The sequence below is a fragment of the Streptomyces sp. NPDC056527 genome (assembly GCF_042794475.1).
GTDB lineage: Bacteria > Actinomycetota > Actinomycetes > Streptomycetales > Streptomycetaceae > Streptomyces.
In genome coordinates this window covers 1-19431 of record NZ_JBHTTQ010000048.1, presented here as the reverse complement: position 1 = coordinate 19431, position 19431 = coordinate 1, and the positions used below count along the sequence as shown (strand labels likewise).

At 71.5% G+C, this 19431-nt stretch carries 15 protein-coding genes, 4 tRNA genes and 1 other RNA gene; 10 read left to right on the top strand and 10 right to left on the bottom strand.

Going from position 1 to position 19431, the window contains the following annotated elements; genetic code table 11:
* Positions 1–75: 75 nt before the first annotated feature.
* From purL to purS, 3 genes are read right to left on the bottom strand one after another with little or no spacing between them, the layout of a single operon-like run.
* Positions 76–2325 (bottom strand): phosphoribosylformylglycinamidine synthase subunit PurL, encoded by a 2250-nt coding sequence (gene purL / locus ACFQ7Q_RS22475; protein WP_383558036.1) that lies wholly within the window; start codon positions 2323–2325, stop codon positions 76–78.
* Entirely contained in the window at positions 2325–3005 is a 681-nt protein-coding gene (purQ, locus tag ACFQ7Q_RS22470; RefSeq protein ID WP_329118159.1) for a phosphoribosylformylglycinamidine synthase subunit PurQ, read from the bottom strand. Before purQ ends, purL begins: the two co-directional genes overlap by 1 nt.
* Positions 3002–3247 (bottom strand): phosphoribosylformylglycinamidine synthase subunit PurS, encoded by a 246-nt coding sequence (gene purS, locus ACFQ7Q_RS22465; protein WP_015035032.1) that lies wholly within the window; start codon positions 3245–3247, stop codon positions 3002–3004. The genes purQ and purS overlap by 4 nt, the downstream gene beginning before the upstream one ends.
* 323 nt (positions 3248–3570) lie before the next feature.
* Here purS and ACFQ7Q_RS22460 point away from each other — a divergent pair, with 323 nt between their 5' ends.
* The 8 genes from ACFQ7Q_RS22460 to ACFQ7Q_RS22425 all read left to right on the top strand — a co-directional run bounded on the left by ACFQ7Q_RS22460 (position 3571) and on the right by ACFQ7Q_RS22425 (position 8066).
* Positions 3571–3924: an Lsr2 family protein gene (locus ACFQ7Q_RS22460; RefSeq protein ID WP_383558033.1), complete on the top strand. Its 354-nt coding sequence runs from the start codon at positions 3571–3573 to the stop codon at positions 3922–3924.
* Between the two features lie 112 nt (positions 3925–4036).
* Positions 4037–4108 (top strand) — tRNA-Gly (locus ACFQ7Q_RS22455).
* An 80-nt stretch (positions 4109–4188) separates the two neighbouring features.
* Positions 4189–4261: transfer RNA gene (locus tag ACFQ7Q_RS22450), tRNA-Gly, on the top strand.
* A 169-nt stretch (positions 4262–4430) separates the two neighbouring features.
* Positions 4431–5348 carry an ABC transporter ATP-binding protein gene (locus ACFQ7Q_RS22445; RefSeq protein WP_383558031.1) on the top strand — a complete coding sequence of 306 codons (918 nt, stop codon included), beginning with the start codon at positions 4431–4433 and terminating at the stop codon, positions 5346–5348.
* The gene (locus ACFQ7Q_RS22440; RefSeq protein WP_383558029.1) at positions 5345–6109 is read left to right on the top strand and encodes an ABC transporter permease; all 765 of its coding nucleotides are present in this window, start codon (positions 5345–5347) and stop codon (positions 6107–6109) included. The genes ACFQ7Q_RS22445 and ACFQ7Q_RS22440 overlap by 4 nt, the downstream gene beginning before the upstream one ends.
* A gap of 18 nt (positions 6110–6127) precedes the next feature.
* Positions 6128–7354 (top strand): sensor histidine kinase, encoded by a 1227-nt coding sequence (locus ACFQ7Q_RS22435; RefSeq protein WP_383558026.1) that lies wholly within the window; start codon positions 6128–6130, stop codon positions 7352–7354.
* Positions 7351–7968, top strand: a complete 618-nt coding sequence (locus tag ACFQ7Q_RS22430; protein WP_383558023.1) for a response regulator — start codon at positions 7351–7353, stop codon at positions 7966–7968. Before ACFQ7Q_RS22435 ends, ACFQ7Q_RS22430 begins: the two co-directional genes overlap by 4 nt.
* 22 nt (positions 7969–7990) lie before the next feature.
* Positions 7991–8066: transfer RNA gene (locus ACFQ7Q_RS22425), tRNA-Gly, on the top strand.
* A 54-nt stretch (positions 8067–8120) separates the two neighbouring features.
* Here ACFQ7Q_RS22425 and ACFQ7Q_RS22420 read toward each other — a convergent pair.
* The 6 genes from ACFQ7Q_RS22420 to ffs form a co-directional block, all read right to left on the bottom strand.
* Complete coding sequence (locus ACFQ7Q_RS22420; protein ID WP_383558020.1) at positions 8121–9020, bottom strand: phosphoribosylaminoimidazolesuccinocarboxamide synthase; 900 nt, start codon at positions 9018–9020, stop codon at positions 8121–8123.
* 119 nt (positions 9021–9139) lie between these two features.
* Positions 9140–10600 carry a N,N-dimethylformamidase beta subunit family domain-containing protein gene (locus ACFQ7Q_RS22415; RefSeq protein ID WP_383558017.1) on the bottom strand — a complete coding sequence of 487 codons (1461 nt, stop codon included), beginning with the start codon at positions 10598–10600 and terminating at the stop codon, positions 9140–9142.
* A 209-nt stretch (positions 10601–10809) separates the two neighbouring features.
* Positions 10810–12684 carry a hypothetical protein gene (locus tag ACFQ7Q_RS22410; protein WP_383558014.1) on the bottom strand — a complete coding sequence of 625 codons (1875 nt, stop codon included), beginning with the start codon at positions 12682–12684 and terminating at the stop codon, positions 10810–10812.
* Positions 12685–12901: 217 nt separating this feature from the next.
* The gene (purD, locus tag ACFQ7Q_RS22405; protein WP_383558011.1) at positions 12902–14152 is read right to left on the bottom strand and encodes a phosphoribosylamine--glycine ligase; all 1251 of its coding nucleotides are present in this window, start codon (positions 14150–14152) and stop codon (positions 12902–12904) included.
* A 61-nt stretch (positions 14153–14213) separates the two neighbouring features.
* Complete coding sequence (locus ACFQ7Q_RS22400; RefSeq protein ID WP_383558008.1) at positions 14214–16349, bottom strand: DNA polymerase III subunit gamma and tau; 2136 nt, start codon at positions 16347–16349, stop codon at positions 14214–14216.
* 36 nt (positions 16350–16385) lie between these two features.
* An RNA gene (gene ffs / locus ACFQ7Q_RS22395) (signal recognition particle sRNA small type) lies at positions 16386–16484 on the bottom strand.
* Between the two features lie 108 nt (positions 16485–16592).
* On the opposite strand from ffs, the gene ACFQ7Q_RS22390 reads away from it, so the two are divergent.
* Positions 16593–16680 (top strand) — tRNA-Ser (locus ACFQ7Q_RS22390).
* A gap of 227 nt (positions 16681–16907) precedes the next feature.
* Here ACFQ7Q_RS22390 and ACFQ7Q_RS22385 read toward each other — a convergent pair.
* Positions 16908–18356 carry a helix-turn-helix domain-containing protein gene (locus ACFQ7Q_RS22385; RefSeq protein ID WP_383558114.1) on the bottom strand — a complete coding sequence of 483 codons (1449 nt, stop codon included), beginning with the start codon at positions 18354–18356 and terminating at the stop codon, positions 16908–16910.
* A 269-nt stretch (positions 18357–18625) separates the two neighbouring features.
* On the opposite strand from ACFQ7Q_RS22385, the gene ACFQ7Q_RS22380 reads away from it, so the two are divergent.
* A complete protein-coding gene (locus tag ACFQ7Q_RS22380; protein WP_383558005.1) occupies positions 18626–19369 on the top strand; it encodes a DUF4232 domain-containing protein in 744 nt (247 codons plus the stop codon).
* The last annotated feature ends 62 nt before the right edge of the window (positions 19370–19431 follow it).

Below are 19431 nucleotides of genomic sequence, written 5' to 3'. Positions count from 1 at the left end.
AGGGAACGAGAAAGCCCCCGCCCGGACCCGAAGGTCCGGACGGGGGCTCCCGTACCGCGATGTGTCAGACGCCGCTCAGACCAGCAGGCCCGGGATGGTCGCCTCGTGGGCCGCGCGCAGCTCCTCCAGCGAGATGCTGAACTCGCCCTGCACGTCGACCTCTTCGCCGTCCACGACACCGATCCGCGTCGCGGGCAGACCCCGCGCGCCGCACATGTCGGTGAAGCGGAGCTCCTCGCTGCGCGGGACGGCGACGACCGCACGGCCGGCCGACTCGCTGAAGAGGAAGGTGAAGGCGTCCAGACCGTCCGGGACGACCAGGCGCGCGCCCGTGCCGCCGCGCAGGCAGGACTCGACGACCGCCTGGACCAGACCGCCGTCCGACAGGTCGTGCGCCGCGTCGATCATGCCGTCACGGGAGGCCGAGATCAGGATCTCGCCGAGCAGCTTCTCCCGGTCGAGGTCCACGGCCGGCGGCAGACCGCCGAGGTGCTTGTGGACGACCTCGGACCAGGCCGAGCCGCCGAACTCCTCACGCGTGTCGCCGAGCAGGTAGAGGAGCTGGCCCTCTTCCGCGAAGGCGATCGGCGTACGACGGTTGACGTCGTCGATCACACCGAGCACGGCCACGACCGGCGTCGGGTGGATGGCGACCTCGCCCGTCTGGTTGTACAGCGAGACGTTGCCACCGGTCACCGGGGTGCCCAGCTGGAGGCAGCCGTCCGCCAGACCACGGGTGGCCTCGGCGAACTGCCACATCACGGCCGGGTCCTCGGGCGAACCGAAGTTCAGGCAGTCCGAGATCGCCAGCGGCTTGGCGCCGGAGGCGGCGACATTGCGGTACGCCTCCGCGAGCGCGAGCTGCGCACCGGTGTACGGGTCGAGCTTCGCGTACCGGCCGTTGCCGTCGGTGGCCATGGCCACGCCGAGGTTGGTCTCGTCGTCGATGCGGACCATGCCCGCGTCCTCGGGCTGCGCGAGAACGGTGTTGCCCTGCACGAACCGGTCGTACTGGTCCGTGATCCAGGACTTCGACGCCTGGTTCGGGGAGGAGACCAGCTTCAGGACCTGGTCCTTCAGCTCCTCGCCGTTCTGCGGCCGGGGCAGCTTGTTCGCGTCGTCGGCCTGGAGCGCGTCCTGCCACTCCGGGCGGGCGTACGGCCGGTGGTAGACCGGGCCCTCGTGGGCGACCGTGCGCGGCGGGACGTCGACGATCTGCTCGCCGTGCCAGAAGATCTCCAGGCGCTCGCCGTCGGTCACCTCACCGATGACGACCGCGATGACGTCCCACTTCTCGCAGATCTCCAGGAAGCGGTCGACGTGCTCGGGCTCGACGATGGCGCACATGCGCTCCTGCGACTCGCTCATGAGGATCTCCTCCGGCGAGAGCGTGGCGTCGCGCAGGTGGACCCGGTCGAGCTCGACGCGCATGCCGCCGGAGCCGGCGGAGGCCAGCTCGGAGGTCGCGCAGGAGAGTCCGGCGCCACCCAGGTCCTGGATGCCCGCGACCAGCTTCTCCTTGAAGATCTCCAGGGTGCACTCGATGAGGAGCTTCTCCTGGAACGGGTCGCCGACCTGGACCGCGGGGCGCTTGGTGGGCTTGGTGTCGTCGAAGGTCTCGGACGCGAGGACCGAGACACCGCCGATGCCGTCGCCGCCGGTGCGGGCGCCGTAGAGGATCACCTTGTTGCCGGGGCCGGAGGCCTTGGCGAGGTGGATGTCCTCGTGCTTCATGACACCGATGCAGCCGGCGTTGACCAGCGGGTTGCCCTGGTAGCACTCGTCGAAGACGACCTCGCCGCCGATGTTCGGCAGGCCCAGGCAGTTGCCGTAGCCACCGATGCCCGCGACGACTCCGGGGAGCACGCGCTTGGTGTCGGGGTGGTCGGCCGCGCCGAAGCGCAGCGGGTCCACGACGGCGACCGGGCGGGCGCCCATGGCCAGGATGTCGCGGACGATGCCGCCGATACCGGTGGCCGCGCCCTGGTAGGGCTCGATGTACGAGGGGTGGTTGTGCGACTCGACCTTGAAGGTGACCGCGTATCCCTGGCCGACGTCGACGACGCCCGCGTTCTCGCCGATGCCGACGAGCATGGCGTCGTTCTCCGGGACCTTCTCGCCGAACTGCTTCAGGTGGACCTTGCTGCTCTTGTACGAGCAGTGCTCGGACCACATGACGGAGTACATGGCGAGCTCGGCGCCGGTGGGACGGCGGCCGAGGATCTCGCGGATGCGCGCGTACTCGTCCTCCTTGAGGCCGAGCTCCTTCCAGGGCTGCTCGCTGTCCGGCGTCTCGGTCGCGTGCTTGACCGTGTCCAGAGTCATCAGGCGTTGACCAGCTTCTTGAGGATCGAGGTGAAGAAACCGAGGCCGTCGGTGCGGCCCGTACCGATCAGCGGCTCGACGGCGTGCTCGGGGTGCGGCATGAGGCCGACCACGTTGCCCGCGGCGTTGGTGATGCCCGCGATGTCACGGAGCGAGCCGTTGGGGTTCATGTCCAGGTAGCGGAAGGCCACCCGCCCCTCGGCCTCCAGCTCGTCGAGCACCCGCTCGTCGGCGACGTACCGGCCGTCCATGTTCTTGAGCGGGACCTGGATCTCCTGGCCCTGCTCGTAGTCCACGGTCCACGCGGTGTCCGCGTTCTCCACCCGCAGCTTCTGGTCGCGGCAGATGAAGTGCAGGTGGTTGTTGCGCAGCATCGCGCCCGGCAGCAGATGGGCCTCGGTGAGGATCTGGAAGCCGTTGCAGATGCCGAGGACGGGCATGCCCGCCTTCGCCTGCTCGATGATCGTCTCCATCACCGGCGAGAAGCGGGAGATGGCTCCGGCCCGCAGATAGTCGCCGTAGGAGAAGCCGCCGGCCAGGACCACGGCGTCGACCTGCTTGAGGTCCTTGTCGCGGTGCCAGAGCGAGACGGGCTCGGCGCCCGCGAGGCGGGCCGCGCGCAGCGCGTCCTGGTCGTCGAGCGTTCCGGGGAACGTGACGACCCCGATGCGTGCGGTCACGACTCGACCTTCACGACGAAGTCTTCGATCACGGTGTTTGCAAGGAAGGTTTCGGCCATCTCATGGATGCGGGCGAGGGCGGCGTCGTCGACCGGTCCCTCCACCTCCAGCTCGAAGCGCTTCCCCTGACGGACGTCGGCGATTCCGGCGAATCCCAGGCGGGGCAGTGCACGCTGCACCGCCTGCCCCTGGGGGTCGAGGATCTCCGGCTTGAGCATGACGTCGACTACGACGCGTGCCACTGGCACTCCCGGTGGTGTGTTGCGTGGGCGGTTCCCTCAGCGTACCTGCCTCCAAATTCTACGCGGGTAGAAGTCTGGAGGACCCTACAAAGAGACCCAAAGACCCTCACGGAAAATTCAAGTGAAATATCGCGCGGCCCATTGCGGCGGGACACGCTGATGCAATTGGCTGGGCTTCACAATGCGACGCCGACCGCTGTACAAAGGAATACAGAGGAAAGAAGCACTTCCCCGGGGTAGCCGTAAAGCCGGTGTCGCCGCACGTCAGAGGCGTTCCATACGCCGACACGACACGGCGGACCGACACGAAAGGATCGATATCCGTGGCTCAGCGAGTAGTGGTCACTCTCTTCGACGACATCGACGGCGGAGAAGCGGCGGAAACGGTTGCGTTCGGCCTCGACGGGAAGACGTACGAGATCGACCTGAATCCCGCCAATGCAAAGAAACTGCGCAAGGCGCTGGCGCCCTACCTCGCGGCAGGCCGGAAGCTCACCGGCAAGGCCGCCGTCGCCAGGGCCGGCGGCTCGACCCCGTCCGTGGCTTCGTACAAGCACACCGCCCTGGCCCCCGACCCGGCCGCGGTCCGCGCCTGGGCCCAGTCCAACAAGATGGACGTGCCCGCCCGCGGACGCATCCCGAAGCGGGTCTACGAAGCCTTCCGCGAAGCGAGTTGAGGGGACGAACCACCCCGGAGCCGGAAGTCGAGTTGCACTGCACCCCCGCCGATCGGCTAGAGTCTGGATCACGCCGAGGGGCGAGGCCGCAGGGCCGGACCTCAAGCAGCGTGCGGGTGTAGTTCAGTAGTAGAACATCCCCCTTCCAGGGGGAAGGCGCAGTGTGCAATTCCTGTCACCCGCTCTGCATCGCATTACCGACTCCAGTTGTGGATCAGGTACAGTGGTGCTCGCACCGCCCAGTGAGAGCTGAGCGGCAGCAATGCGGACGTGGCTCAGTTGGTAGAGCATCACCTTGCCAAGGTGAGGGTCGCGAGTTCGAATCTCGTCGTCCGCTCGGGAGCAAAGGCCCCGGTTCTCAGGAACCGGGGCCTTTGTCGTACGCCGAGTTGAGGCCGTACGCGCCAACTGGCGGCCGTACGTGCCGAGCGGCATCTGACATTTGTCATGCGCAGCGATGACAGCGCGCACTGCCGACCGGCTCCACCCGCCGCGAAGCTGAAGTCATGACCAACGTGATCGAGGCCGACGACCTCCGCCGGACCTACTCCGGCGGCTTCGAAGCCGTCAACGGGATCTCCTTCGCCGTCCCCCAGGGCGAGATCTTCGCCCTGCTCGGGACCAACGGAGCCGGCAAGACCTCCACGGTCGAGCTCCTGGAGGGCCTCGCCGCTCCCAGCGGCGGCACAGTCCACCTCCTCGGCCACGACCCGTACCGCGAACGGGCCGCCGTCCGGCCCCGGATCGGGATCATGCTCCAGGAGGGCGGCTTCCCCTCCGACCTGACCGTCACCGAGACCGTACGCATGTGGGCGGGCTGCACCACCGGCGCCCGGCCGACCGGTGAGGCACTGGAACAGGTCGGCCTCGCCTCCCGCGCCCATGTGCGGATCAAGCAGCTCTCCGGCGGCGAGCGGCGGCGCCTCGACCTCGCACTCGCCCTCCTCGGCCGCCCCGAGGTGCTCTTCCTCGACGAGCCGACCACCGGACTCGACGCCGAAGGCCGCCGCGACACCTGGGCGCTCGTCAGGACGCTGCGGGACGCGGGCACGACCGTCGTCCTCACCACGCACTACCTGGAGGAGGCCGAGTCGCTCGCCGACCGGCTCGCGATCATGAACCAGGGCCGGATCGTGCTCTCGGGCACCCCGGCGGAGGTCACCGCGGCCCGGCCCGCCCGCATCCGCTTCGTCCTCCCCGAGGGCGTGGCACCCGGCCGGATCCCGCTCGGACTGAAGGCCGCCGCCGAAGGCCGGCGCGTGGAGATCCGTACGCACCACCTCCAGGACGCGCTCGGCGAACTCCTCGGCTGGGCCCGCGAGGCCGGTGTGCGGCTGGACGGGCTCGACGCCCGCTCGGCCTCCCTCGAAGAGGCGTTCCTGGAGATCGCCTCCCGCAACGACGCCCTGGAGACTGTTCGATGAACGCGACCGCACGCCGGATGACCTCGCTGGGGCGGGCCGAACTCACCCTCCTCGGGCGGAACAAGAACAACCTCTTCATCGCCCTCCTGATGCCGCTGTTGATGATCTTCGTGCTGCGGTCCTCGCTCTCGCAGATGACCACGGACGACCTGCCCATGGGCATGGCGGGAGCCACCCTCGTCGGCGGGACCGGGCTGGTCCTCGTCCTCGTCGTCTACATGGGGCTGACATCCGCCCTCGTGGCCCGGCGCGAGGAGCTGGTCCTCAAGCGGCTGCGCACGGGCGAGGCGAGCGACCTGGAGATCCTCGCCGGAGCCGCGCTCCCCTCCGCCGCCATCGCGCTCGCCCAGTGCGCCGTGCTGACCATCGGCGGTGCCGTCGCCCTCGACGTGCCCGCGCCGCGCCGGCCGGAGCTGCTCGTGCTCGGACTGCTCGCCGCGATCGTCCTGCTCGCCGGACTGGCCGCCGCGACCACCGCCATCACCCGCAACGTGGAGAGCGCCGGCCTCACCACCCTGCCGTTCTTCCTCGTCTCCGCCGTGGGCTCCGGGCTGATGCTCCCCAGCGACGTGCTCCCGGACCTCGTCGCCGACATCTGCCGACTGCTGCCGCTCAGCGGCGTCATGGAGCTCGTCCGCGCCGGCTGGCTCGGCGTCGGCGACACCAAGGACCTGCTGACCGCCGTCCTCAACACATTGGCCTGGGGCGTGATCACCGTGTTTGCTGTCCGACGGTGGTTCCGCTGGGAACCGCGTCGCTAGAAGAGGGGGGCCGGGCGCGTGTCCAGGCTGACGGGGTGGTGGAGCGGCCGCAGCACTGCGGCCAAGGTCGAGCTGTACACCCGGTGGAGCTTCCACTTCTTCATGGTGATCGAGATCGGCGCGATCGGTCTGGTGCCCTTCTCGAACGCCGGGGACGACCCGCTCGGTGCCCCGCTCGCCCTCCCGCTGTCCCTGCTGGTCTGCGTGCACGCCGTGCTGACCGCCGTGCTCTCCTCGCGCGCCCTGGACTGGGCCCTGGACCGGCGCGAGCGGCCGATCTGCCTGGCGACGGCGCTCATCGCCCTGACAGCGGCCGGTTCGCTGATCGTGATCGCACTGCGGGCCACGGGGGTGCTCGCGGACATCTCGGTCGCCGCCGCCGTCGTCACCGGCCTGGTCACCTTCACCCTGGGCAGCCTCGTGCTGTGCGTGCGACGCCCCAGGCGCATGGTGTACGTGGCCCCGGCCGCCGCGCTCGCGACAGGCGCCGCCGTCGCGGTCATGGGGATCGACCCCGCGGAGGCGTTCGGCTACGCGATCGGGATCCTCCTGGGCGGTGGCGGACTCGTCGCCGCCTGCGGGTTCTCCGGCTGGCTGATGAAGATGGTCTGGGAGCTGGAGCGCTCGCGCGATCTGAAGGCCCGGCTCGCCGTCGCCGAGGAACGGCTGCGCTTCGGCCGCGACCTCCACGACGTCATGGGCCGCAACCTGTCGGTGATCGCGCTCAAGAGCGAACTCGCCGTGCAGCTCGCCCGGCGCGAACGGCCCGAGGCCGTCGACCAGATGATCGAGGTGCAACGGATCGCGCAGGAGTCCCAGCGGGAGGTGCGGGACGTCGTGCGCGGCTATCGCGAGGCGGACCTGCGCGTCGAGCTGGAGGGCGCGCGCGGAGTGCTCGGCGCCGCCGGGATCGACTGCGCGATCGACCCGGTCACGGTCGAACTGCCCGGCACCGTCCAGTCGGTGCTCGGCTGGGTCGTCCGGGAGACCACGACGAACGTACTGCGGCACGGCGACGCGAAGCGGTGCGCCATCTCGCTGCGGGAGAAGGACGGTTCGGTGCTGCTGACGGTACGGAACGACGGCGTACGGGAAGGTGCGGCGATGGGACACGGCTCCGGCCTGGCCGGGCTGCGGGAGCGGCTCGCGGCGGTGGACGGGACCCTGGAGGCGGGACCGGGCGACGGCGGTACGTTCCGCGTGACGGCCCTCGTACCCGTACAGCGGTCGGGGGCGACCGCGTGAGCGCCGGCACCGTACGCGTCCTGCTCGCCGACGACGAGCACCTGATCCGGGGCGCCCTCGCCGCGCTCCTCGCCCTGGAGGACGATCTCGTCGTCGTCGCCCAGGCCGCCACCGGGCCCGAGGCGCTCGCCATGGCCCGCGCCCACCGCCCCGACGTCGCGGTCCTCGATCTGCAGATGCCGGGCCTCGACGGTGTGAGGGTCGCCACATCCCTCCGGGACGAACTGCCCGACTGCCGGACCATGATCGTGACCAGTCACGGCCGCCCCGGGCACCTCAAGCGGGCGCTCGCGGCCGGAGTGCGGGGCTTCGTTCCCAAGACCGTCAGCGCCCAGCGGCTGGCCGAGCTCATCCGTACCGTGCACGCCGGAAACCGTTACGTGGACCCGGAGTTGGCGGCCGACGCGATCGCCGCCGGGGACTCCCCGCTGACCGCGCGCGAGGCCGAGGTCCTGGAGTTCGCGGCCGACGGGGCGCCGGTCGCGGAGATCGCCGAGCGGGCGTCGCTGTCACCGGGAACGGTCCGGAACTATCTCTCCTCCGCCGCCGCGAAGCTCGGTGCCGAGAACCGTCATACGGCAGTGCGTCTCGCACGGGAGAAAGGTTGGGTATAGTTGGCTCCGCGCTACGGCGCAGGCGGACGTGGCTCAGTTGGTAGAGCATCACCTTGCCAAGGTGAGGGTCGCGAGTTCGAATCTCGTCGTCCGCTCCATGAAAGAAGCCCCCGGTCCTCTCGGACCGGGGGCTTCTTCGTGTTCCGGGGCCGCTACTCCCAGGCGTTGCCGGTCAGCAGCTCGTACGCCTCGATGTACTTGGCGCGGGTCGCGTCCACGATCTCCTGCGGGAGCGCCGGCGGCGGCTGCTCGCTCTTGCGGTCCCAGCCGGACGCCGACGAGGTCAGCCAGTCACGGACGAACTGCTTGTCGTACGAGGGCTGCGCGCGGCCCGGCTCCCAGCTCGCGGCCGGCCAGAAGCGGGAGGAGTCCGGGGTCAGGACCTCGTCGGCGATGATCAGGCTGTCGCCGTCGAAGCCGAACTCGAACTTGGTGTCGGCGAGGATGATCCCGCGCTCGCGGGCGATGTCCCGGGCCCTGCCGTAGACCGCGAGGGTCGTCTGGCGCAGCTGGGCCGCGGTCTCCGCACCGACCTGGCGGGCGACCTCCTCGTAGCTCACGTTCTCGTCGTGGTCGCCGACCGCGGCCTTGGTCGCGGGGGTGAAGATCGGCGTCGGCAGCTCGGAGCCGTCGCTGAGGCCCTCGGGGAGCGCGAGGCCGCAGACCGTACGGGACTCCTTGTACTCGACCAGGCCGGAGCCGGTCAGATAGCCGCGGGCCACGCACTCGACCGGCACCATGTTCAGCGACTTGCAGACGAGGGTGCGGCCGGCCCAGTCGGCGGGGGCGCCGGCCGGGAGGTCGGTGGAGATGACATGGTTGGGGACCAGGTCGGCGAGGCGGTCGAACCACCACAGGGAGAGCTTGGTGAGGACCCGCCCCTTGTCGGGGATCTCGGTCGGCAGCACCCAGTCGTACGCGGACATGCGGTCGCTGGCCACCATCACGAGGTCGCCCGCCTCGTTCTGGTAGAGCTCGCGCACCTTGCCCGTGTGGAGGTGGGTCAGGCCCGGGACCTGAACAGGCTCGGGCTTTTCTACGAATCCGGACACGGTTCCTCCGCGTAGGTTGATCCAGGAACGTTTCGATTCTCTCGCACTCTCCGGGCTGCCCGGTGAGCGGCCCCTCGAACGAACCCGGTCAGTCCCGTCCGCCGATCGGTCCGCGTGGGTCAGTCCCGCTTGCAGATGCGGTCGAGGAGATTCGCAGTGGCGCGCTGGATCCGCTGGTCGACATGGCCCGGCCGGTCCAGGGCGGGCGACCAGGCGAAGGTGCCGGAGGCGAAGACCCAGGCTCCGGACGGTGCCCGGTAGAGCGAGGTCTCCTGGTGCCGCAGGGCGCCTTCGCTGTCCTGGTAGGGCGAGTGGGCGAGCAGGATGCGGCCCTGGTGCTCGGGGAGCGCGGTGCGCGGGTAGTAGCGGTCGGCCTCGCCCGCGACCAGGCCCGGGATCTCGTCCCCGTCCCCGGCCCCGGTCGCGTCCCAGAGCCAGTGCTCCGCGTTCCGCACGACCAGGGGGTGCGGCTCCGGCACCCGCCCCGCGTACTGGATCCCCAGCAACTGCTGCTCCGGGCGGTCGATCTCGCGCCACAGGGCGGGGCGGCCGGGGCCTCGGCGCTTGCGGCAGGTGAGGAGCCGGTCCGGGACCCCGGACGGCGAGGGGCCGAGCTCGACCTGCCAGTACATGGTGTTGGCGGAGAGGAAGACGAGCGAGGTCCCCTGCTCGCGGGCCAGCTCGACGGTCCGGCGCATGGGGATCGACCAGTACTCGTCATGGCCGGGGAAGACCAGGCCCCGGTAGCGGGTCGGGTCGACGCGGCCGGCGTGCAGATCGCGGGTCTCGGCGTAGGCCAGGTCGTAGCCGTACCGCTCGGCCCAGCGGATGAAGTCGTAGGCGTGACCGACGTGGAGGGGCAGTCCGGCGCCCGCGTAGGGCCGGTCGAACGAGACCGTGCAGGCCGCGTCCTTCTCGCCGAGGAGTCGGCCCTGCTCGTCCCACGCGTGGTAGAGGCTCGCGCCGGTGCGGCCGTCCTCCGGGTAGAGGTTGTACGCCTGCCAGGTCACGTCCGGAAGGACGAGAAGGAGGTCGGCGGGGTGGTTGTCGCGGACGGTGAAGGGGATGTGGGACCGGTAGCCGTCGGCGGTCGTGAGTACGGCGACGTACGCCCCGATCGACCAGAGGGACGGGATCTGCAGACGCCAGGACTGCCACCAGTGGTGGCAGGAGACGGTCCGGTCGGCGGTGAGCGGAGCCGGCTGGACGATGCCGGAGAGCCGGGGACTGGTGGTGATCTTGGCGGCGCCGTCGCCCGCGTAATGACCGATCCGGTAGATGTCGACCGAGAACTGCTGCGGCGGGTCCACCGTGATGTGGAAATCGATCGCCTCACCGGGGGCGACGGCTCCGTTCGACGCGAAGCCCTTGATCTGGCTGCGGACGTCGTCGGCCGTGCGAGGGCCGCCGCCACCGCCACGGGCCAGCGTCTCGTCGGCGTACCAGGGGACGACCTGTCCGGTGTCGTCGAAGTAGTTCTCCGAGCCGCGCAGCCAGGGCAGGGGCCCTTGCCCGAAGGGGTCCGAGACGGCGTGGGCGAGCGCGCCCGATTCCCACCGCCTGATCTGCTCCGCCCCCATGTCGCACCCCTCCCTCGACTCCCCCGCGCCGAATCCGTCATGTGCTGTCGTGTGCCGTCGTGTGTGCCCTCGCGCGCTGTCCGCGGTGCGGGCTGTCATGTGCTGCTGTCAGTGCCGGTCCCCAGCACATCACATAACGCACGCACTCCGTCACCGTTCGTCGCGAATTGACGTGAATGGAAGGCGGGCTTCCGGGGTGTCGACGTGTCTCAGACGAGGCGGACGGGCTTCTCGGGGCGGACGCCGGTCTTGGCGAGCCAGCTCCGCAGGGGCTCGGGGTCGCCGTCCTCGACCAGGGCGAGGACGCGGGCGGCCAGGTCGGTGTTCCGCTCGCCGCCGACGAGGAGCGCGGGCCCGTCGAGCCAGTCGAGGCCGGGGGCGGCGCCCGCCGTGTCGACGGCGGCGCAGCAGACCATGGCCGTCACGTGGTCGGCCAGCAGGTCCCGGCCGGTCCTGGGCGGCTGGAGCGGGAAGAGCGGCAGCGTGTCGTCGCCCGCGGCGGAGGCATGGGGCGCGGGAGCGGGGGCCGCGGGCCTGGCCGCCTCTTCGCGGGCGACATGCGCGGTGAGCGCGGCGGCGAGGACGTCGGCGGCCGGGTTGCCCGCTCCGGCGTGCTCGACGGAGTCGTCGGGGTCGTCTTGGGAGGGGCCGGTGGGGTCGCTGAGGCCGGGATCGTCGGGGGTGAGGCCGGGATCGTCGGAGGCGGGGACCTCGGGTGTGGCCGGTTCGGGCGGTGACTCGTCCTGGGAGGCGGCCTCCCCCTCGGCGTGGGTCGAGAGGTGGGACATCACCCGGGTCAGGGTCGGGCCGTCGGCGGCCGCGGAGCCGGTTCCCGCACCCGTACCCGTACCGACGCCCGTAGCCGTACCCCTGCCGGTGTCGGCGGGAAGGACGCCCAGCTCGTCGAGGACGAGGTGGAGTCGGGCCGCGTCGGCGCGCCACTTACGGTCGACGACCTCTTCCGGGTACTGGTCCCAGTCCACCGGGGACCAGTCCGGGCCGGTCTCCGCCGGGCCGCCGTGGAAGAGGCGGGCGGCGAGCAGCGAGGCGGCCTCGTCGACGGCACCGGGCTCCTCGAGCAGGTCACAGGCCGGGCGTTCGCCCAGCCGGGAGGTGAAGCCCTCGGCGAGGCGGTCGCGCCGGGAGAGCTCGGTGAGGGCCGCCACCACGCCCACGTCGAGGCTCGAAGGCCAGCGGCCCATCCGCCACGCGGGCAGCGCGACGCGGGTGAGCAGCCGGTCCCAGCCCGCGTAGGCGAGGCCGACCTGCTCCTGGGCGACGATCCGCACTCCGTAGTCCACAGCCTGCGCACGCTCGGAGCCGGCCACGGCGACGCCCCGCTCCATCTCGGCGGCATGCCCGCGGCAGAGGCGCAGCAGGACCCGGGCGACCCGCCCGATGCCGTGGGCGCCGAGCCTGCTGACCGGGTCGAGCCCCTCGCGGCGGGGAGCGGCGACGGCGGCGTCGAGGCCCTGCACGAAGCGGCGGGCCGCGGCTATGTCGGGGTGCGCGGCCGGAGCCGTACCGGCGACGACGGGGGCGAGGACCGCCCGCAGCTCGCCGACGCGCATCCACCACAGGAAGGGCGAGCCGATGACGAGGACCGGGGCGTCGGAGGAGCGCCGGAGTCCCGCCGTACGACCGGCGCCGTGTGCCGGGTGCGTACGGTCCTCGAGCCAGCTGTCGCAGTCCGGCGTCAGGGCTATCGCGGAGGGCGCCGGGACGCCGAGCCGGTCGGCGAGGTCCCGGACCATCCGGTAGAGATCGGGGGCCGAGGTCTCGGCGAGCTCCACGGTCGGGGTGACGGCGGGCCGGGACCGCGCGATCACCAGCGCGACCGCCGCGGCGGCCAGCAGGACGACCAGCGCGAGCACGGTGGTCACCCAGCGGGCCGCGTCCCAGCCTGCGCCCGTGAAGTGACCGGTCACCCCTCCCGCGTAGAGGATCACGGCCGCGGCGGCCGGGAGCAGGGCGAGGCCCAGCGCCCTGCCGCGGACCCGGAGCACGGCGAGGGCACGGGCACGCGCGGCGCGTGCGCCCATCTCCTCGCCGACAACGGAACCTGTACCGGACACGCCGTACATCACCCCCTCCTGCCCTCGTCGGGACTGCCTGTGGCGGTGTTGCTCACTCCCCCACTGTGGCACCCGCCACTGACATCGCAATGCCGGTGGGCCAAGTGCCGGAACGCCTTCGCCGCACCCTAGTTGGGGCTTCGGCGGGCGTCATCCGGATGGCTCAGCCGTCACTCGATGGAATGGCTTTGGGCAAAGGTGATGACGGTTCGGGCGGGTTAGAGGTTCACTCCCCCGCGGCCTTGCGCGCGATGTCCGTACGGTGCTGCGAGCCGTCCAGACGGATCCGGCCGACCGCCGCGTACGCCCGCTCGCGGGCCTCCGCCAGGTCCGTTCCGGTCGCGGTGACCGACAGGACGCGGCCGCCGGCGCTCACGATCGCCTCGCCGTCGCGCTTCGTCCCGGCGTGCAGGACGTAGGCATGCGGGGCATCCTGCGCCGCGACCTCGTCGAGACCCTCGATCGGGTCACCCGTGCGCGGGGTCCCCGGGTAGTTGTGCGAGGCGACGACGACGGTCACCGCCGCGTCCTCGCGCCAGTTGAGCGGCGGCTCGTTGTCGAGGGTGCCGTTGGCGGCGTTCAGCAGGACGCTCGCCAGCGGGGTCCGCAGCCGGGCCAGGACGACCTGGGTCTCCGGGTCGCCGAAGCGGGCGTTGAACTCGATGACCCGTACGCCACGGCTGGTCATCGCCAGACCGGCGTACAGCAGGCCCTGGAACGGGGTGCCGCGGCGGCGCAGCTCGTCGACGGTGGGCTGCAGGACGGTGTCCATGACCTCGTCGACCAGCTTGGGGTCGGCCCAGGGCAGCGGTGAGTAGGCGCCCATGCCGCCGGTGTTCGGGCCCTCGTCGCCGTCGAGCGCGCGCTTGAAGTCCTGCGCGGGGGTGAGCGGGAGGACGGTGACGCCGTCGGTGATCGCGAAGAGGGAGACCTCGGGGCCGTCCAGGAACTCCTCGATGACGACCCGGCCGCAGGCGAGCGCGTGCGCGCGGGCCTCGGCGAGGTCGTCGGTGACCACGACACCCTTGCCGGCCGCGAGGCCGTCGTCCTTGACGACGTAGGGAGCGCCGAAGGCGTCGAGCGCCTCGTCGATCTCCTCGGCGGTGGTGCAGACGTAGCTGCGGGCGGTCGGGACGTTGGCCCCGGCCATGACGTCCTTGGCGAACGCCTTGGAGCCCTCCAACTGCGCCGCCTGCTCGGACGGGCCGAAGCAGGGGATGCCGGCCGCGCGGACGGCGTCGGCGACACCCGCGACGAGCGGGGCCTCCGGGCCGACGACGACCAGGTCCGCCTGGAGGTCGGTGGCCAGTCGCGCGACGGCTTCGCCGTCCAGCTGGTCGACGGGGTGCAGCTCGGCGACCTCCGCGATTCCGGCGTTGCCGGGCGCGCAGTGCAGAGCGGTGACGTCGGGATCGAGGGAGAGAGAGCGGCACAGGGCGTGTTCGCGGGCGCCGCCGCCGATGACGAGGACCTTCACGCCAGCCAGGGTAGCCCGCGTGGCCGGATGTCCCTTGTGCGGGCCACCGAGCGAGACGCCCCTACTCGTTCGTGTATTCCTCCACAACCGTGGCTCCGAGCTCGCGCACGATCAGCTCGTGGCCGGAGAGGGCGGAGTCGACGAGGTCGGGGTCGTCCTCCTCGGGCACGTCGTCCTCGGGCGCGACGGGCGGCGGCGCATGGTGGACGGGCGGCGCGGCCTGGGGCTGGTTCCGGGGTACGGAGGTGGGTGCGGGCGCCTGCTGGACCGACGGTGCGGGAGGCGTCTGCGGGGGCTGCTGGGTGTGCGGGTTCTGCTGCGTCTGCTGACTCTGCTGTGGGGAAGACCACTGCTGCTGCGGGGCCTGGGCCGGGCGTCCACCGCCGAAGTTGGCCGCGGCGGGAGGCGGATTGGCGCCGCCCGAGGGGTCGATGATCGCCTCGATCTTCCACTGCACGTTGAACTGCTCGGCCAGCACCTGCCGCAGCACGTCCTCGCTGCCGCTGCTCGCGAAGTTGTCGCGGGCACCGGCGTTGAGGAAGCCGAGCTGGAGGGTGGTGCCGTCGAACCCGGCGACCTGGGCGTTCTGACTGAGCAGGATCCAGGTGAAGCGGCGCCGGTTCTTCACGGCGTCCAGGATCGGCTGCCACATGTTCCGCACCTGGGCGGCGCCCTGGGCCATGTCGCCGGAGGGAGCCGGACCCGGCGTCGGGGCGGCGGCCTGCGGCACAGGGGCGGGGGCCTGGGGCGCGGGCGCGGAGGCTCCCGGCCAGGCGCCGGGGGCCGGGGCGGCCGGGGCGGCGGGGGCGCCGGGGGTCGCGGCCCCGGGCCAGGCACCGGGGCGGGGAGCCTCGGCGGCGGGCGCGGGCTGCTGCACGGGTGCGGGGGCCTGCGGGGCCGGGACCTGGGGTGCGGGGGCCTGCGGGGCCGGGGCCTGCGGGGCGGGCGGCGCCATCGGGGCATGGGCCTCCGGGCCGGGGACGTACCCCATGGCGGGCGCGGGCGCACCGGTGGTGAACACGGGCGCCGGGCCGGCCGCGGCACCGCGCTCGAGACGGTCGATCCGGGCCTGGAGCGACCGCTCGTCGTCGAAGGCGGCGGGCAGCAGCACGCGCGCGCAGATCAACTCCAGCTGGAGCCGGGGCGAGGTGGCCCCGCGCATCTCGGTCAGTCCGGTGTTCACGAGGTCGGCCGCCCGGCTGAGCTCGGCGGCGCCGAACACGGACGCCTGCGCCTGCATGCGCTCCACGACGTCCACGGGGGCGTCGATGAGCCCCTTCTCGGCGGCGTCCGGCACGGCGGCGAGGATCACCAGGTCCCGCAGCCGCTCCAGAAGGTCGGCGACGAAGCGCCGGGGGTCGTTGCCGCCCTCGATGACCCGGTCCACGACCTCGAACGCGGCGGCGCCGTCGCCGGCGGCGAAGGCGTCCACCACCGAATCGAGCAGGGACCCGTCCGTGTACCCCAGAAGCGAGGTCGCCATGGCGTATGTCACACCGTCGTCGGCCGCTCCGGCCAGCAGCTGGTCCATCACGGACATCGAGTCACGTACGGACCCCGCACCGGCGCGGACGACGAGGGGCAGGACGCCGTCGGCGACGGGGATGCCCTCGCGGCCGCAGACCTCGCCCAGGTATTCCCGCAGGGTGCCGGGGGGCACGAGCCGGAACGGATAGTGGTGCGTCCGGGACCGGATCGTCCCGATGACCTTCTCCGGCTCGGTGGTGGCGAAGATGAACTTGAGATGCTCCGGCGGCTCCTCGACGACCTTCAGCAGGGCGTTGAAGCCCGCCGAGGTGACCATGTGCGCCTCGTCGATGATGTAGATCTTGTAGCGGCTGGAGGCGGGGCCGAAGAACGCCTTCTCCCGCAGGTCACGGGCGTCGTCCACACCACCGTGGGAGGCCGCGTCGATCTCGATGACGTCGATCGAACCCGGCCCGTTCCGCGCCAGGTCGCGGCAGGACTGGCACTCTCCGCACGGGGTGGGAGTGGGACCCTGCTCACAGTTCAGACAGCGCGCCAGGATGCGCGCACTGGTCGTCTTGCCACAGCCGCGGGGCCCGCTGAACAGGTACGCGTGATTGACCCGGTTGTTCCGCAGGGCCTGCTGCAACGGGTCGGTGACATGCTCCTGCCCGATGACCTCGGCGAAGGACTCGGGGCGATAGCGGCGGTACAGCGCGAGAGACGACACGTATACGAGGTTATAGGCGCCCACCGACAACCCGGGAACGCAAGCGCCCCCCACGCACCCGCCAGAGCCGACCTACCCTTGCTGCCTTCCGGCCCTGGGGGAGTTCAGTCAGATAGCGCCACGTGAGGGGCTCCGCCAAGGGTACCCGATCCTGGAGGCCCCGCGGCCCCCCGATCCCGATCACGGAAACCTCTTCTGGATCACGTTCGCGAGCACCCCTCAGCGTCTTGTATTGTTTGCGGCGGAGGATTCGCCTAGTGGCCTAGGGCGCACGCTTGGAAAGCGTGTTGGGGGCAACCCCTCACGAGTTCGAATCTCGTATCCTCCGCCAGTGCCTCACCGGGCACGATGTCGAAGGGCCCCACCGCTTGCGGTGGGGCCCTTCTTCGTTTCCCGCCGCACCCCCTCCCCTCGCCCCCACCGGCGTGCGGAACGGAAATCCGGCGGCGGGGATGTGGATCGTGCAGAGGAGAGGGAGCGCCGCCGGGGGGAGGCTCCCCTCACGGTGCTCCGGGCGGAAACGGCGGGCCGGCCGGGTAGGGCGAGGCCGCGGGTCCGTCACCCGAACTGGTACGGCTCCCAGGCGCTCGACCCCAAGGGGAACTGGTACGTCGGCATGTTCGCCGTGGCGCTCGTGGTGAACGGCTTGCCCCGGTCGTCCACCCGGAGCACTCCGCTGCGTTCGCCGCTGCTCCACTCCAGCTCCAGGTACCACCGCACGCTCCGGCCCCGCGTGTGCGCGGTGATCGTCAGTACCTGCGGGTCGCTCGCGGACACCGTGTACGGGAAGTCCGACGCCGGGACGTACCGGTCGCCCTTCCACCCCGCCACGGGGACGGGCCGGGGCTGGGCCGCGTCCAGGTTGATGTCCAGGCTCTGCATACGGGCGTCCCCGCCGCAGCCGACGCCCATCGCGTACACGTTGCCCCGCAGCGGCTCGGACGTCTTGACCGTCCGTACGTGCAGAGCCTTGAGGACGACCGTGTCGTCGCCGAGCCCCTGAAGCGACACGTCGATCACCATCTCGCCCCCGGGCACCCCGCCGAGGGCGGTGACCCAGCCCGGCGCGTTCTGCTCGGAGGGCGGCGGCGGCACGACCTTCGGGCTCTGGTCCACGACGTAGAACTGGCTGCACGGGTTCTTCCACACATACGGGTTGACGCTCGCCGCCAGCGGCACCGCGAGGGACTCGTCCCCAGCCCCGTCCGTCTTCCCCGGGGCATCCGTACGCGTACCGGTCGACGGCCCGCCGGGGGTCGGTGTGCTCGACGTCGTACGGCTGGGCTTCGCGTCACCCGTGGCCGGGCCGCCGGGTGTGCGAGCCGCCGAGGACGAGGCCGCGGGAACCTCGGCGAGCCGGTCGCCCTCGCGTGAAGTGTCGTGCGTGTTGGTCCAGACGACCGCGGTACCGACGGCCGCGACGACGACCATCGCCGCGGCGGCGGCCAGGGGCCACAGCAACCGGCGTCGGCGGGACGCCGGGACGGTGGCGGGTTCCTGGGGCGCCGACGCCGCCTCGTCCCGTACCGACTCGGAGTCGGGGTCGAGGCCGGGGTCGGCGTCGGGGGTCGGCTCCGGATGTGGCTTCTGGTCGTGCTGCCGCCCCTGTTCCTGCGGCTCCTGTTGCGGTTCGGCCTCTGCCCGCTCGGTCGGCTCGGTCGGCTCCTTCGCCTCCTTCGCCTCCTTCGCCTCCGTCGGCTCCTTCGACCGCTCAGGGCCCGAAGGGGACTTCTCCGCTGCGGACCCCGTCGTCGCGGTCCTGCCCCGCCGCCGGGTCTCGTCCGCCACGATCCACAGGCGGTGCAGCCGCAGCAGCTCCTCGCGCTGCGCCCCGCAGAGCCGGGCGATCTTCTCCACGGGCGCGAAGTCCGTCGGTACGGCATCGCTGTTGCAGTAGCGGTGCACCGTCGACGGGCTCATGTGCAGGCGCTTGGCGAGGGTGCCGTAGCTGAGCCCTGACCGTTCCTTCAATTCCCTTAGGAAGCCCGCCAGATCATCACTCTGCATCCCCACCCCGAGCAGTCCTTCCGTTCGCCGTGCCGTTCGCCATTGCCGTTCGACGTCCCAGGCAGGCGTTCCAGGGGGAACACGTTTCCCCAGGTCAACCCCACTCCACGCATTCGCGCCTACGACATTGTCCCCGGCTGCTGGTGCGAATGCGAAGGCGGCACGCAAGGTGAGTGCAGCGCCGCCACTCGGGCCGGACGCTCCCACCGATCAGCCGGACGCTTCCGCTGATCGACCGTCACCACCACTCACACAACGGGGAAAACCTCATGCGTACCTTCACTCTCCGCCGCACCGTCCTCGCCGCCACCGTCATGACCACCGCCCTCCTCACCACCGCCTGCGGTGGCACGGAGACCGGAAAGACACCTTCCGCCGGAGCGTCGGGCAAGGGCCCGTCCGCCACGTCGACGGTGTCTCCCACGCCCTCGGTCGGCCAGTCGGGTACGGGTGGCACGAACTCCGGCGGCAAGGAGAGCGCCGGCGGCACGAACAGCGGGACGAACGCGGGTACCGGCGGCGGGACGCACACCGACGACAAGGGGACCACCGGTGGCACCAAGAAGCCGGGCGGTGGTCAGGCCAAGGTCGTCACCTGCACCGGTGACAACACCAGGGTCGTCGTCACACGCCCCTCCCGCCCCATCAACCACCTGCTGCTCACGGCCACCAACAAGGGCCCCGCGTCCTGTGACCTGTACCGGGCGCCGCTCCTCCGCTTCGACGACGAGCAGTCCGCCACCGCCATCGACGACGGCACCCAGCAGCAGAGCGTGATCCGCCTCGCCCCGGGCCAGTCCGCCTACGCCTCCGTCATCCTGATCGGCGAGCGCACCGGCGAGGAGGCCCACGGCCGCACCACGTCCCGGCTCGGCGTGTACTTCGACTCGCGCGACGCGTCCGGTTCGGTCGGCAGTCCGGCGATCCTGAAGCTCCCGGCCGACACGTACAAGACCGACGACGCCAAGGTCACGCACTGGATGGGCAGCCTCGACGAGGCGCTCGGCTACTGACAGCACGCGCGACGCGCGCACCACGATCCGCACGTACGGCGAAGGGCGCGACCGATGTCGGT

Excerpts from the sequence above, each read along its gene's own strand:
- purL (WP_383558036.1), bottom strand. The coding sequence starts at position 2,325 with ATGACTCTGGACACGGTCAAGCACGCGACCGAGACGCCGGACAGCGAG.
- ACFQ7Q_RS22445 (WP_383558031.1), top strand. The coding sequence starts at position 4,431 with ATGACCAACGTGATCGAGGCCGACGACCTCCGCCGGACCTACTCCGGC.
- ACFQ7Q_RS22440 (WP_383558029.1), top strand. The coding sequence starts at position 5,345 with ATGAACGCGACCGCACGCCGGATGACCTCGCTGGGGCGGGCCGAACTC.
- ACFQ7Q_RS22415 (WP_383558017.1), bottom strand. The coding sequence starts at position 10,600 with ATGGGGGCGGAGCAGATCAGGCGGTGGGAATCGGGCGCGCTCGCCCAC.
- ACFQ7Q_RS22410 (WP_383558014.1), bottom strand. The coding sequence starts at position 12,684 with ATGTACGGCGTGTCCGGTACAGGTTCCGTTGTCGGCGAGGAGATGGGC.
- ACFQ7Q_RS22385 (WP_383558114.1), bottom strand. The coding sequence starts at position 18,356 with ATGCAGAGTGATGATCTGGCGGGCTTCCTAAGGGAATTGAAGGAACGG.
- ACFQ7Q_RS22380 (WP_383558005.1), top strand. The coding sequence starts at position 18,626 with ATGCGTACCTTCACTCTCCGCCGCACCGTCCTCGCCGCCACCGTCATG.